Below are 14,420 nucleotides of genomic sequence, written 5' to 3'. Positions count from 1 at the left end.
CCTGTATAGGATGCCCCTTTACTTTATCCAACGGATCCCGACAGGGAAACCGTGTCCGGTTTCAGCTGATAATGTTCTCTCACCTTTGCTTCCGCTTCCGCCATGATTTCCGGATGCTCCTTCAGGAATATTTTGGCGGCATCGCGTCCCTGGGCGATCCGGCTGCCCTGATACGAATACCAGGAACCGCTTTTTCCCACCACATCAATATCCGCCGCCAGATCCAGAATATCCCCTTCCCGGGAAATACCCGTGCCGTATATAATATCAAATTCAGCTTCCTTAAAGGGCGGGGCAATCTTGTTTTTTACCACTTTGACACGGGTTCTGTTTCCAATTCTTTCCCCGCCGCTTTTGATCATATCTATACGGCGCACATCCAGCCGGACGGAAGCATAAAATTTCAGGGCACGGCCCCCGGTGGTCGTTTCGGGATTACCGAACATAATCCCGATTTTTTCCCTCAGCTGGTTAATAAAAACCACTATACACCGGGATTTGCTCACCACAGGAGTCAGCTTGCGCAGCGCCTGGGACATGAGCCTTGCCTGAAGTCCGATGTGGCTGTCCCCCATCTCCCCATCGATTTCCGCTTTGGGCACCAGCGCTGCCACCGAATCAATGATTATGATATCAATAGCTCCGGAGCGCACCAGCATCTCCGCTATTTCCAACGCCTGTTCTCCCGTATCAGGCTGGGATATGTAAAGCTCATCAATATCCACGCCGATCCCGGCGGCATATTTGGGATCCAGCGCATGCTCCGCGTCAATGAATGCCGCGATACCGCCTCTTTTCTGCACCTCTGCCGCCATATGAAGGGAAACCGTAGTTTTACCGCTGGACTCCGGTCCGTAGATTTCCACCACTCTGCCCCGCGGCACGCCGCCAAGTCCCAGCGCAATATCCAGGCTCAGCGCCCCCGTGGGAACCACCTCCACCTCTCCGAAAGCGGATGTGTCTCCCAGACGCATCACCGCTCCGCGGCCGAAATCCTTTTCAATCTGCATAACCGCCGCATCCAATGCCTTTTTCTTGTTTTCATCCATATGATTTTACCTGTCCTATTGTTTTCTGTTTATTTTAACAGGTTCCGGGACGTTTCATAAGCGTTAATTTATCATATAGAGAGCAAGTTTGGTTATTTTGTCGTATATATGGTACTTTTTATTTGTGCGACTTTATTATAATTATGATCTTGTTTTAAATAAGAAAGGTAAATAAGAAAAACCTGTCTGTCATTAAAAACCCCCCTATACCAGTTCATGCATAACCACAGAAATTTCAGCCGTGCCATCGCAGGAAAAACGGATATCCCGTGCGCAGAGCGGTGTATAGATCAGGGATGTCATCGCCTGTTCTCCGTCGTTTGCAAAGACTTCCAGCGTAAATTTATCCATAAGGATCCGCAGGGATATTTTTCCATCTTGCTCTTCTGTAACCATACTTCTTGTGCTGATCAAATCATGAACCAGCCCTGAATAGGTTCTGTCTGTGGTAAGGGTTCCTTTTTCTCTGTCATAGATAAGGGAAGTCCTGTTTTCCAAATCCGCAGCCAGTATTATTTCAAAAGAACGGTAATCACTGCCTGTACATTCAACGGTCATATCAAATATGCGTCCGTGAATTCCATCCAGCATCTTTTCTCCGGCCTGCTTTTCAAGTTTCACCGCTTTATGGACAATTTCCTTTTTCCAGTATGCTTCCAGTTCCCTGATTGGCTTCTGGATTAATTTATTTCCCTTAAAAGACAGCTCCCTGGGTATTGTCATCACTCCTGACCACGTGGAATCCTCTGGTGTCAGGTAATTATCCCAGCTTTGCATCCAGGCGATCATAACTCTTCTTCCGTCAGCAGTTTCCACGGTCTGCGGCGCATAAAAGTCCAGTCCGTAATCTATGGATCCGGCTTCATCACGCAGGAACTGTTTGGCTTCCCTATCAAAGGTTCCCGCAAAATAGATGGAATTATTGCCGTTATGGAATTCCAGCCCTTCCGCTCTCATAAATTGAGGGGACACAATCAGCACCTGTTTTTCTTCCAGTGTAAAAAAGTCCGGGCATTCCCACATTTTCCCATACCGGTTATTGCAGCGATCGATAATTCCTTCCCATTTCCAGGTTTCGGCATCCCCGGAAGAAAATAAAGCAATCTGCCCGCTGTCATCCGCATTTCTGCTTCCTATACAAGAGTAATAGGTATTCCCTTCTTTCCATATCCGCGGATCCCTGAAATCTATGGAAGAGCTTCCCTCCGGGAGCACATCTGCCGTAATTACCGGGTTCTGCTGTATTTTGGTATAATTCAGGCCGTCACCGACAGCAATGCTCTGTGTCTGTCTGATTACGCGTGCCCCGTCTTCTGTTTCCAGTTCCCGGACACTTGTATACATGAGTATATGCTTTCCCTCATGCTCCACTGCGGATCCGGAAAAACAGCCCTGCCCGTCATAATCCGTGTCCGGGGCCAACGCACAGGGAAGCTGTTCCCATTTGACAAAATCCTTCGTTTTGCAGTGTCCCCAGTGCATGGGCCCCCATTGGGTACTGTATGGATGGTACTGATAAAACAGGTGGTATTCTCCCTGATACAGGGAAAAACCATTCGGGTCATTCATCCATCCCACAGGAGGCGTCACATGAAAAGCCGGACGATTTTCCGCGTCCTGCGGTTCTGCTTTTTCCTGTTCGTACTTTCTTGCACGGGTGAGTTTATCTTCTTTTTCATTCTGTTGTTTTTCAATCATTCTTCATTTTCCTTTCTTTCTGTGGACATTGTGACTGATTCAAATATGGCCTTACCAAAAGAGAACAATCCAAGATTTCCATCCTCCAGGTCATACATACGAAAGCTCAGGGCGGCCTCCTCATTCACATAAGCTGTTCCGATATTGCCCTCGGCTATTATTTCCAGATGATACCGGCTGTCCTCCGCATGCCTTACGGGTGTCTCCAGCTCCACATCATATGGGAATGTTTTGCCGCCTTCTTCCGACATTCTAATCCAGGAACGCATTACCAGTCTATTTCTCTTGGGTTCCACATACAGATAATAGCCTTCCTTCATCTCTTTTTTCACATGTAAGATAACCCCTGCCTGCTGTGCTCCCTGTACTTTCAATTCCACACTGATCCTGTATCTCTCTGGCAGCTGCTGCATCAGCATCATCTGCTGTTCGGCAGTTTTCACTGCGGCAAAACCGCCGTCCTGCTCCTTCCAGCCATCCGTAACAGGGATAAAGCAGTTGGTAATAGGAGTCCTAAACAGTTCTCTCTTCCCTTTCGGCAGTGTCAGTCCCAAATCTCCATCCGGCAGCTGCACCAGCTGATGAATCACCATTTCCCCTCCCCAATCCCAAGTACGGTAATCCTGTGCTTTCATTTCATCCGGCCAAAATCCAAAAAGATTTTCTTCTTTTGTGGGATTCCATCCGAAAAGATATCTTTCCTTTTCATTTCCCGCCGTTTTTGCGGCATAAAAAGCTCTGGCATCCAGCCTGTGATTATCAGGTATCTGCCATTCGGACTCGCCTGCCCGGCACTTTATATAATAATTCCCAAACAGATTCGTATAACCGGAAAAAACAAGATAGTACCAGTCTCCCATACGGAACACATCCGGACATTCACATGCACCGTTAAACCGCCTGGGATAATACACCGGTTCCCTGTATTCCCAGTGCTTCAAATCCTTTGAAACACATAATCCCACACAGCCGGTCTGGCTGTGAGTGTCATTTGCCCTTGCAGCAAGAAACATCCAGTATTCCTGAAGCTCCTCTCTGTATACAATACGGGGATCTCTCCAGTCCGGCCCCTGATAAATATTCCCGTCCGGCCCGAAGGTATCCTCCTCCAAATAATCCCAGTGATCCAAGCTGCCGTCCCTGCTGACATAATGGGTAACAAACTGTTTTCCATCGGGAAATATGCAGGCAAAAAGATGCCATTTCCCATCATGAAAAATCAAATCACCTGTCCCACCCTGCACATGGATCGGTACTTCTTCACTCATATGTACCAAATCCGTGCTCTCCATCCGGTGCCAGCCATGAACAACGCCCTCTTCCCGGGGATTTTTCCATCCTTTCAGGTAAAATAACTGATATTTCCCATCTATATATTTGGGAATGACATCTCCTGTCCGCGCTCCCTGCGCACTATAAAAAAGCTTTTTGCCCATTCCGGATCCTCCTTGTGTATTCTCAATATGCGTTTTCCATTTCCCACACTTCAAGCTTCGTTATTCTCTCCATCCCCTCCGACACTCTGACTGTCCTTTCCGTTCCCCGGATATAATTGCGCAGAGACATGGACTTTTGTTCATTCAGATAGACTTCAATCATGGAATGATCCAAGAAATATTCCATCCGTATTTCCCCGCCATCCAAAGCAACCAAGTCCTCTGTTCCTCTGTATTTTCCCATACAGATCTGCTTTTCATCCTCTGCTCCCAAACGTCCTGTTTTTCTGTCATAATATACTTTAATCCTTTGCTCTTCACAGCAGGTTACGATACCGGCTTCATCGCAGTCTGTACAAAGAAGCATCCAAAGCCGGTTCCCTTTTATTAATGCCAGCTGCCGGTTCGCTTCTCCGGAAGAAACATCGGCAAGCTCCAACAGCTTCTTCTTTTTCAGCGCATAAATTTCCCTGATGGGTTTCAGCCTGAGTTTTCCTTCCGCTATGGAAAGCTCCAGCGGCAGCCCTCCGTTATGTGCCCAGCCGGAATAAAATTCCTCTTCTCCCTTCCGTTTCCCCTGTGCAATCGTAAACAAAACACTTCGTTTATCCGGTGTCACAAATCCGCTCGGCCCTGTGAAGGTTCCATTTCCCAGATCCAATAGCATCGCTTTCTCATGAAATTTATGAAAGCTTTTCTCTTCACTGTTCCAGTACCCCAGAAAATAATACGTTTCAACTGCCGCATTTTCTATCTGGCATGCACAAAGAAGCAGGATATGACAATATATGTTGCCGTTGGCATCCCTTAAGGGAAGCAATACCGGCAGCTCCCATACATGGCCCAGTTCTTCATTTTTCTCATATTCGTAATCCAGCAGGAAACCATGGGATGTCCAATCCAATCCATCCCCGGAAGAATACAATATGGCATTTCCTCCGCCGTTATTTTCGTCTCCCGTACCCACAAGCATAAAATAGGTGTCTTTTTCCAGCCAGACAAAAGGATCCCTGAATTCTCCCATCCACCCTTCCGTCTGTTCCTGTACCGGACTGTCCTGCTTATGCCAGCGTGTCAATTCTATATCCTCCGCATCAGATACAGCCATAGCTACTGACTGATTTGGAAATTTCTCATTATTTCCTGCCGTATAATAAATCCTGGGAAGTCCGTTTTTATCTATAAGAGCACTTCCTGACCAGCAGCCGTCCGGATCCAGGGTTCCCTCCTCAGTCTCCAAAGCCAGAGGCAAATCTCTCCAGTGAACCATATCCGTACTGATCATATGTCCCCACTGGATGTGATTCCAAATAGGAGCATGGACATTGGCCTGATAGAAAATATGATAATTCCCCTTATAATAAACGGGGGCATGAGGCTCATTCATCCACTTCCCGGGTGCAATTAAATGATACGCAGGCCGCTGTATGTCGTTTTTCCAGGCCGCACGGTTTATGGACAGAGCAGCCACCTTCTGCCCGCAGGGATATTGGGCATGAAGCCTTTCCGCTTCCGCGAAGGAAAGGCAGTAATCATGAACCAAAATACCCTTCATCCAACCGCAAAAAACACCGGTTTTCTTCTCCTCATATGTACTGTCAGCCATATATTTTCCCAGACAAAGCTTCCCTTCCGGCCAATCAAGCCGCATATGCCTAGGGAATTGTCTGCGGTTAGAAAGGATCCCGTTAATATAAAGATCACACCACCCCGCATCTTTCCGAAAAATAACCGAAATCATATTCCATGTATTTTTTTCTGTATGTTTATTAATGGAAGAAAAGAAAAAGATTTCACGGCCGTTTCCAAAACCCACCTCGATTTTTCCATGCTTCATCAATTTGATATACAGTCCTTTTCTCTCCGCTTCATTGAAGCAGGAAAAAATACCGTCTCCCTGATCCGAATATTCCTGGGGCGCAAGACAAAAACTGAGGGTAAAATTATCTGCTGCTTTTTCCGAATCCATTCCTCCCTCAAACCAGGTTGAATATCCGTCAAACTGAAAGGCCTCCTCACTGCATATGCATTCCCTGTTCTCAAATTTAGTGCCTTCATTTAATTCAAGCCGGATAAGCTCATTCCTGTCATGGCAGATAATCCGGTCATTTGCTTCTCTTTCAAAGGTTAAACAAATCATTCCCTTCTTCCTTTCAGAATTCATGTAATATTCCCAATTTATTCTCTATACTTTTCACAAAAGGACCTTCTTCCACACCCCTGTTGAATTTTTCTTCAGTTCTCTGCAATCCCCTGTATTTTCCCGCCGCATGATCAGAGACGGCAAAACAGTCCACACGCCGTACGTTTTTCAGGTTTTTCAGCAGCTTCTTCCTTTCCGAGATTTCTTTATCTGTATCACTCACTCCATTAATCAAAGGCATCCTGATTATGACCGGAACATTTCGTTCAGATAATCGGTATAAATTATCCAAACCTCTTTTTCCATCCGTTCCGGTATAGTAAAGCTGGCTGTCATTCTCCATAAACTTAACATCAACTAAAAATAAATCTGTCCAGGGAAGTATCTTTTCCACTCGTTTCCACTCCACATTCAATGTCGTATCCAGGCATACGGAAATATGATTTTCCTTGCAAAGAGGAAGAAACTCCGTCAGGAAATCATCCTGAAGCAAAGGCTCCCCGCCGGAACATGTCACACCGCCCTGCGAACCATAAAAATCCCTGTCCTTCATTACCTGGCACAGGACTTCTTCCGCTGTCATTTCCCGGCCGCACAGCTTTATGGCTTCTGCCGGGCAAATCCGGCTGCAGGCTTCTTTTCCCGGACATTCCGCGCAAAGCGATAGATCTATCCTGTGTTTTCCACTCTCCATGCTATGTGCGTTTTTCCGGCACAGCAGCATACATTCTCCACAATTTATACAGCGGTTCTCATAGAACAGCAGCTCCGGTTCCCTTCGCTGTGATTCCGGATTATGGCACCATCTGCACGCCATATGGCAGCCTTTGAAAAATACAGTCGTTCGGATCCCCGGCCCGTCGTGGATAGAATAACGCTGAATATCCATTATTATTGCTGATTTCATATTTTCAGTTAACCCTCTTAATAATATGATCCTGTAATTCCTCATCCAGCTCCACAAACCGGGCATTGAAGCCCCATACCCGCACTATCAAACCGCGGTGCTTCTCCGGATTTTTTTTCGCGTCCATCAATTCCTCCCTGTCATACATTGATATATTGAGTACAGGAACAGACGCTTTTTCAGCAGCCTCCATCAACTGCCTTATAACCTGCATACTGTCTGCTCCCAGCACGAATCCACTCTTGTCCAGGGTCAGATGCAGAGGCGAAGAAGCGTAACCTTCCGCCATCGGAAGCCTTTTGGCCGATTCCACGATCGCCGTCGGTCCCTTCTGAGCCGCCCCCGGTGTGGGAGAACAGTGTTCGCCGATCGGATCCCGGAATCTTCTTCCATCAGGAGTTGCTCCCGTTATATTGGCAATGATTTTGAAATCTATATTATACAGCCCCGGCCAGATCCGCTTACCGCTCCTGCTTTTGTATGCTGCCACCTGATCCAGAAACTTCCTGGCAATAAGAGCCGCCAATTCATCCACGCGTTCTTCTCCATTTCCATATTTCGGTGCATGGAGCAATCTCTGACGCAGCGGTTCATATCCTTCATAATCCGCCTTCATGGCCGCTTTAAGCTGGTCAAGGGTACAATATTCTTTTTCAAACACACAGTATTCCACTGCCCGGAGGCAGTCTGCCGCTGTGGTCACCGTCCCTGAGAGCAGCTGATAATTGGGTATTGTAAAGCCGCCGCCCCTCAATGGATCCTTCCCTGTCATCAGGCATTCTTTTAATGTACCGCCCACTAACGGGGAAGTAAGCGTATCGTTTTCATCTTCCTCTATCTTTCGATCAATCTTTTTTATCCATTCTCCCACCTGAAATTCCTGCTGTCTGAAAAAAGCCGTCAAAAAATCTTCAAAACAGTGCATCCGGGCTGTTTCCCCTGATCGGAAACCTGTTTTCAAACCTGTATGCGGAATAAAAGAAGGCCCATACCTGCTGTTCTTTTTCATTTCCACCGGATGCACAAAAGGATTATCCTCTCCATTAAAGAAGGTAAGTTCCACTGTTTTCACCATTTCATGCTGCCAGAAGGATATGGCGCTCCTTCCGTCAATTAACGTCTCCGTACAGCCGTCGTTCGCATACCGGCAGGCATCTTTATGGCTTATTCCCGCATGTTCCATAGAAGGTATAATAAAGTCGTCATAATAAAGAGTCGGCTGTCCTTTTCCTTCTGCGATAATTCGAATGCAGGTTTCCTTCAGTTTCTCCGGCGTATTTTTATGTATGCGCACGTTCAAATGCGGTTCCGCGTCACCGGTCTGTTCATAGGCCTCCAGGAAAAGATAGGTAAGCTCATTGGTCTCATCGTTTCCTTCCTCATTCTTACCTGACAGCATCATATTTCTGAGCGTATCTCCTGCGGACATCTTATTCAGCTTCTCATAAAACTGAATGATGGCCGCCAGCGCCTCCTCCCGTTTCCAGGTATGATTTCCCACTTCCGCGGCATAAAACGGATAAAGCTTCTGATCCAGCCTTCCGATACAGCCTCCTCCGAATCCCCCTCTGAGCAGATACAGGAACCAGAACAGCTGTAATGCCTCCATAAAGGTTTCAGGTCTGCTCTGTGTCAGTTTTCTGCAAATATCGGCAATCCTGAACAATCTGTCCTTGTTTTCCTTATCGTTCTCGTTTTCTGCCAGCTGCCCGGCTTTCGCTGCATGCTTTTGTATAAAACAATACACCTCCCTATAAATCAGATAAATACCATGCCTGTACGCAGCAGTTTCTTCTGTATCTAAGGGCTGCTTTTTTTCTGTCATCCGCAGAATACCCGGAATTCCATATTCGAGAAAAGCATCGCCCAAAGGGTAATGCATGTTATCTGCATCAAACAGCATCCGATAGGTATCCTTATTAAATACCGGTTCATGAAATCCTGCCAGAAGGCCCTTTTCCGGTATTTCCACCTCATATGCATGAATCAATTCCCTGCAGGCATTCACGCAGCGTTCTATTTTCTGCATCCATAAATTCAAATTATCCATGTTTCAGCCCCCTACGTAAATAGACATAACCCGGATATTCTTTCATCCGCTGTTCCCTGATATCAGCAGGGCAGGCAGAAAATCTGCCTGCCCTGTTAATCTGCCGCATGCAAAGCAGCCGTATTTATCTATCATTCACTGCGGGTATTACTTGCCAAGCGCTTCCTGATAACGGTCATAGGCCGCCTGCCATGAGCTGATGACATCATTTAATCCCATGTTTTCCAAATCACTCAGGTACTGATCCCATTCTTCCTCAATACCTCCGTCTCTCAGCCAATGTGCGGTTTTTTCCTCCGTCAGTGCTTTAATATCGCTGAGTTTGTCATTTATTACTTCAATTTCTTCTGCCGTAAAGGTTACGGTAGGATAATACTCTGTACTATCTACATAGTTAAACCAGAAATTCTTTAAATCATCCAGCCTCTCCTGAGCACGGTCCTCCAGATAATAATAGGTGCCGTAATCTTCAGCCAGCTGTTCTGTAGGCCCCTGCAGTTCCGATTTGGATTTCAGTTCCCCTGCCGTCTCACCATCCTTAAGCTCTCTCATGGAATAACAGCCGTTTTCATCCGGTTCTTCCGCCCAGTAGGTGCCGATCGGTCCATAGATAGCCTGCATACTGATGATTGGATCGTACATCTGATCCACCCATTTAAGAAGCAGTTCCGGATTCTTACAAGCCTTCGTCACGGAAAACTTATCGCGCCCTGTAGTTCCCATTTCGTTCAGCTTCACTCGGTGTGTGCCGTCCGGTCCGTCCAGTATAGGCAGATATTCATAGCTTTCTGCGCGCTGTGCACCCACAACCTCAGGGATTTCCCACCATACAAATACTCCGAGACGAGGATCCTCTCCATTTCCTTTTGCAATATACTGACTGGAATCCTGTGAAAATACTTCGATATCAATCAGCCCCTCTTCAAACCATGTGTGATAATAGGCGATCGCATTTTTATATTCCTCAGAGGATGCCTGATAATATACTTTTCCATCCTTTATCGCCCTATGGTCAAGCTGATAATCCGTACATCCAAAAGGAGCAAGCAGTGTTCCGATACCTGCACACCAGGAACCATTTTTCTCAGGGAAAATAAAGGAGAGCGGGATTTCATCGGTCGGATCCCCATTGCCATTTACATCATTTTCCTTAAATGCTTTCAGTATGTCATGAAGTTCATCTACCGTAGAGGGCATTTCCATATTTACAGCTTCCAGCCAGTCCGTGTTTATCGCTGTAAACTGAGGGATAGCTCCAATATAGTAGGTATTTCCATCCGTATGTTCAAATCCCATTTCTGAAATTGTGGGAAGTCCATAAATATGACCATCCGGCATGGTACATGTGGCAAGCAGTTCCGGACGCTTCTCCACAATTTTCATCAGATTCGGCATAGTCTCTTCATTAATATAGTCTTCCAGCGCAATAAGCATCCCGTTGCCGCCGTAAGTAATAAGCTCGCTGTCGGTCATAGCCGCCGACATCAGGGCATCCGGCAGATCATTTCCTGCATTCAGCAGAAGATTTTTCTTTTCCGTTAAGGTATCCCCGGATACACAGTTCCACTCAACCGTCACTCCCATCGCTTCATTCATCTGCTTAACCAGCGGTTTTTCGCTGTTATCAGGAGACAGCGCGCTGACGCCCGCAAATATTTTGAAATTTGTCTGGGAAGTGTCTGCCTGTGCCGTTTCCCCGCCTCCTTTACTGCCGCAGGCCGCCGTGGACAGCACCAGTAATGCAGTCATTCCTGCCGCCATCAGTTTTTTCAGATTCCTTTTCATACTTATATCCTCCATTCGTTAATATGTACTCCCTTTACATATCTGCACTTATTTGCAGTCCAGGGAGGTTTTTCATACCGGCAGCTTTTGATTAGCCCTTCACTGCACCGGCCATAAAACCTTTTTCAAAATATTTCTGTACAAAAGGGTAGGCTATCAGCATCGGTACGGATCCCACTACGATAGATGCAAATTTTATCAATTCTGTTATCTTATTCGCTTCCGCATAGCCGCCGTCCATATTCCCTATCATTGTCGCTGTTGCCTGGCTTTGAATTAAAACCTGGCGCAATGCCAGCTGTAATGGATATTTGGATTTTTCACTCATATAAATCAAGGCTGTAAACCAGTCATTCCAGTAAGCTACCATTGTAAAAATAACCATTACTGCAAGAATGGGTTTGGAAAGCGGCAGGGCAATTTTGAAAAAGGTTCTCATATTGCTGCTTCCGTCAATAGCAGCCGCTTCGTAAAGCTCTTCGGGAATACTGCTCTCAAAAAATGTTCTCGCCACAATCACATTGAATACCGCCACCCCTCCGGGAAGAATCAGCGACCATACACTGTTAAGCAGCCCCATTTTGGCAACCACCAGATAGGTGGGAATCAAGCCTCCGTTAAAGTACATGGTAAATACATAAAAGAGCATAATACTTCTTCGAAAGGGCAGCGTTTTCTTCGAAACACAATAACCGGTGGTAATGATAAGCGCTACGGAAACTACAGTTCCCAGAATCGTATAATAGATACTGTTGATATAGCCTGTCGCAATTGATTTTTCCTTGAACACTCTGGCGTAACCCTCAAACGTAATCTTGGAAGGAAGCAAAAATGTTTTTCCCGCATAAACCTCATATGGATCCGAAAAAGAAGCAATCAATACATAATAAAGAGGGTATGCAATGATAAGCACAAGGATAAGAAGGAACGCATAGTTAAACAAATCGAACAGCTTGTCCGATGTAAATCTGAATTTTTTCCTGTTCATCTCCTATTCTCCTTCCTCATATAAAGCTTACGTCAGACAGCTTTTTGCATATTTTATTAACAGCAATCAGCAAAATAATATTTACCGCTGTATTAAACAGCCCCACAGCCGTGGAAAAGCTGTACATTGCCTTTAACATACCCTGCTCATATACATAAGTGGCAATGATTTCAGAGGTCTCCTTATTAAGGTTCGTCTGAAGCAAAAATGCCTTTTCAAATCCCACATTCATCAGATTTCCGAACTGCATAATTAGCTGTATAACTATGATGGGAACCAGTTCCGGAATATCGATATGGAGAATCCTCTGCCAGGTGCTTGCCCCGTCCACTTTGGCGGCTTCATGGAGCGATGCATCCACACTGGACAGGGTAGCCAGGTAAATAATCGTTCCCCATCCCGCATCCTGCCAGATACTGGAAGAGATATATATTGTCCGGAATGCAGATGCCGAATCTATGTAATTCACCGCTTCCGGCGCTCCCAGCGCCTGTGCAATAACATTTATCAGACCGCCGTAGGGTGAAAGAAAAATCCGGAGCATACCGCATAAAATCATTATGGAAATAAAATGAGGCGCATATATTACAGTCTGTGTTACCCTTTGAAACTTTTTCCCTTTTACCTGATTTATCAATAATGCTAATATTATCGGTATGGGAAATGTCCACAATATGCTGTAGAGGCTTAGCAGTACCGTATTCCGTATCATACGTACACTGTTATAGCTGTTGAAAAAGCGCTCAAACCATTTCAGTCCCACCCAGGCGCTGCCCCAAAAGCCATCCACCGCATTATAGTCCCTGAATGCAATCTGCACTCCGTAAATAGGAACATACTTAAAAATAATTGTTAATACAATTCCCGGCAGCAGCAGCACATAAAATTCCCAATGCTTCAGCATCTGCTTTCCTATAGATTTTCGCGGCGGCAGTGTCACAGCATTCTGCTTTGATTTCTTCATCCTCCATCCTCCTCATATTTCCATTGTGAAACGTTTCATGATTCATGCCTTTATATTACTGTTAAGGGACCCATCTGTCAAGCGTAAAAAGTGATATTTTTGTGCAATCAGTATATTTTATTGAATTTATACAAACTATTATATCCGATTTCAGTCATTATTTCAGATTGTAACGTTTCACTAATTGTATTATAATAGGATTCTGAATGGTGAAATTACTATTTCTATATTCATCTGCAAATGTTAATATTAAAAGTAATATCTTTTTCTTTACAGCTCTGCAAATATTGTTATTTTGAAAGGAACATACAAAATATGAACAAAAAAAATGCTCCTACCATGAAGGATGTTGCGAGGGAAGCCGGTGTTGCTCTTGGCACTGTCTCAAAAGTCATTAACGGCCTTCCTGTAGGCGATGCATATAAAGAAAAAGTAGAGGCGGCAATCAAAGCATTGGATTATGAAGTAAACACATATGCCCGCGGGTTAAAGACCCAGAAAAGCAATCTCATCGCGCTTATCATTCCCAATACCACCAACCCTTTTTTTGCTGCCTTTACCGATCATATAGAAGGCGCGCTTTACAAGAGAGGGCTTAAACTGCTGCTCTGCTGTGCAGACGGAATACCGGAAAAAGAGGTTTCCTGTCTCAGCATGGCTACACAGAATAAGGTCGACGGCGTTATAGCGCTTACTTATTCCGATATAGGAAAATATATCGGAAAGGATCTTCCCATTGTTGTTTTCGACCGTTTCTTTGAAAATCACGTAATTCCGAGAGTTGCCTCTGACAATTATGCAGGCGCATGTCTTGCCATTGAAAAGCTGTTGGAATTCGGCTGCCGTCATCCTGTCTACGTACGCTTTCATTCTGTTTTTCCGGGCGAATCCGATAAAAGAAAAGATGGTTATCTTTATGCCTGCAGCAAACACGGACTTGAACCGGATTACCTTGATATGCTTGACAATGAGGACTTGTCTGTCCAAATGAAAGACTTTCTGTATAAACATAAAAAAGCCGACAATACCCTGACTTTTGATGGTGTTTTTGCTCATACGGATTATCATGGGTACATGTTTGCCAAGCTTCTTCGCCAGGAGGGCTACCGCGTTCCTGAAGATGTCCAGATAATTGGGTTTGACGGCATACATAAATTTGGGAATGAAGATGACGAACTGTTTGTTTCTTCCATATGCCAGCCCGTCAGGCAGCTTGCGGAAAAATGCGTGGAAATTTTACTTGAGGAAGATCGGTCCGCGCTTCCCAGCCTGACACTTCTTCCCGTAAAATATGAATATGGAGGAACTACAATACGGTAGGCGGAACTTTTTTCTCGCGCTGCTGCTTCTCTGTTATCGTCTCTTATATACCACAGACATAAAACCGCTTTCCGGCACAT

Annotated in this window: 10 protein-coding genes; 1 reads left to right on the top strand and 9 read right to left on the bottom strand. The window is 45.5% G+C overall.

Annotated elements, in window-relative coordinates; all coding sequences use genetic code 11:
• Positions 1-23: 23 nt before the first annotated feature.
• The 9 genes from recA to BLA28_RS25230 form a co-directional block, all read right to left on the bottom strand.
• On the bottom strand, positions 24-1,049 hold the full coding sequence (gene recA, locus BLA28_RS25270) for a recombinase RecA (RefSeq protein ID WP_009253597.1): 1,026 nt from the start codon (positions 1,047-1,049) through the stop codon (positions 24-26).
• 204 nt (positions 1,050-1,253) lie between these two features.
• Positions 1,254-2,747 carry a glycoside hydrolase family 32 protein gene (locus BLA28_RS25265; RefSeq protein ID WP_069156963.1) on the bottom strand — a complete coding sequence of 498 codons (1,494 nt, stop codon included), beginning with the start codon at positions 2,745-2,747 and terminating at the stop codon, positions 1,254-1,256.
• Complete coding sequence (locus BLA28_RS25260) at positions 2,744-4,183, bottom strand: glycoside hydrolase family protein (protein ID WP_069156962.1); 1,440 nt, start codon at positions 4,181-4,183, stop codon at positions 2,744-2,746. Before BLA28_RS25260 ends, BLA28_RS25265 begins: the two co-directional genes overlap by 4 nt.
• A gap of 22 nt (positions 4,184-4,205) precedes the next feature.
• The gene (locus tag BLA28_RS25255) at positions 4,206-5,738 is read right to left on the bottom strand and encodes a glycoside hydrolase family 32 protein (protein ID WP_408607643.1); all 1,533 of its coding nucleotides are present in this window, start codon (positions 5,736-5,738) and stop codon (positions 4,206-4,208) included.
• A 598-nt stretch (positions 5,739-6,336) separates the two neighbouring features.
• Positions 6,337-7,233, bottom strand: a complete 897-nt coding sequence (locus BLA28_RS25250) for a glycyl-radical enzyme activating protein (RefSeq protein ID WP_069156960.1) — start codon at positions 7,231-7,233, stop codon at positions 6,337-6,339.
• Positions 7,234-7,237: 4 nt separating this feature from the next.
• Complete coding sequence (locus tag BLA28_RS25245) at positions 7,238-9,283, bottom strand: pyruvate formate lyase family protein (protein WP_069156959.1); 2,046 nt, start codon at positions 9,281-9,283, stop codon at positions 7,238-7,240.
• Positions 9,284-9,430: 147 nt separating this feature from the next.
• Entirely contained in the window at positions 9,431-11,068 is a 1,638-nt protein-coding gene (locus tag BLA28_RS25240) for an extracellular solute-binding protein (RefSeq protein ID WP_071699635.1), read from the bottom strand.
• 91 nt (positions 11,069-11,159) lie between these two features.
• Positions 11,160-12,056, bottom strand: a complete 897-nt coding sequence (locus BLA28_RS25235; RefSeq protein ID WP_069156957.1) for a carbohydrate ABC transporter permease — start codon at positions 12,054-12,056, stop codon at positions 11,160-11,162.
• Between the two features lie 16 nt (positions 12,057-12,072).
• On the bottom strand, positions 12,073-13,020 hold the full coding sequence (locus BLA28_RS25230) for an ABC transporter permease (RefSeq protein WP_009253605.1): 948 nt from the start codon (positions 13,018-13,020) through the stop codon (positions 12,073-12,075).
• A 315-nt stretch (positions 13,021-13,335) separates the two neighbouring features.
• On the opposite strand from BLA28_RS25230, the gene BLA28_RS25225 reads away from it, so the two are divergent.
• Positions 13,336-14,340: a LacI family DNA-binding transcriptional regulator gene (locus BLA28_RS25225; RefSeq protein ID WP_069156956.1), complete on the top strand. Its 1,005-nt coding sequence runs from the start codon at positions 13,336-13,338 to the stop codon at positions 14,338-14,340.
• Positions 14,341-14,420 lie beyond the last annotated feature (80 nt).

The sequence above is a fragment of the Eisenbergiella tayi genome (assembly GCF_001881565.1).
Taxonomy (GTDB): domain Bacteria; phylum Bacillota; class Clostridia; order Lachnospirales; family Lachnospiraceae; genus Eisenbergiella; species Eisenbergiella tayi.
This window is presented reverse-complemented; position numbering and strand designations above follow the sequence as displayed.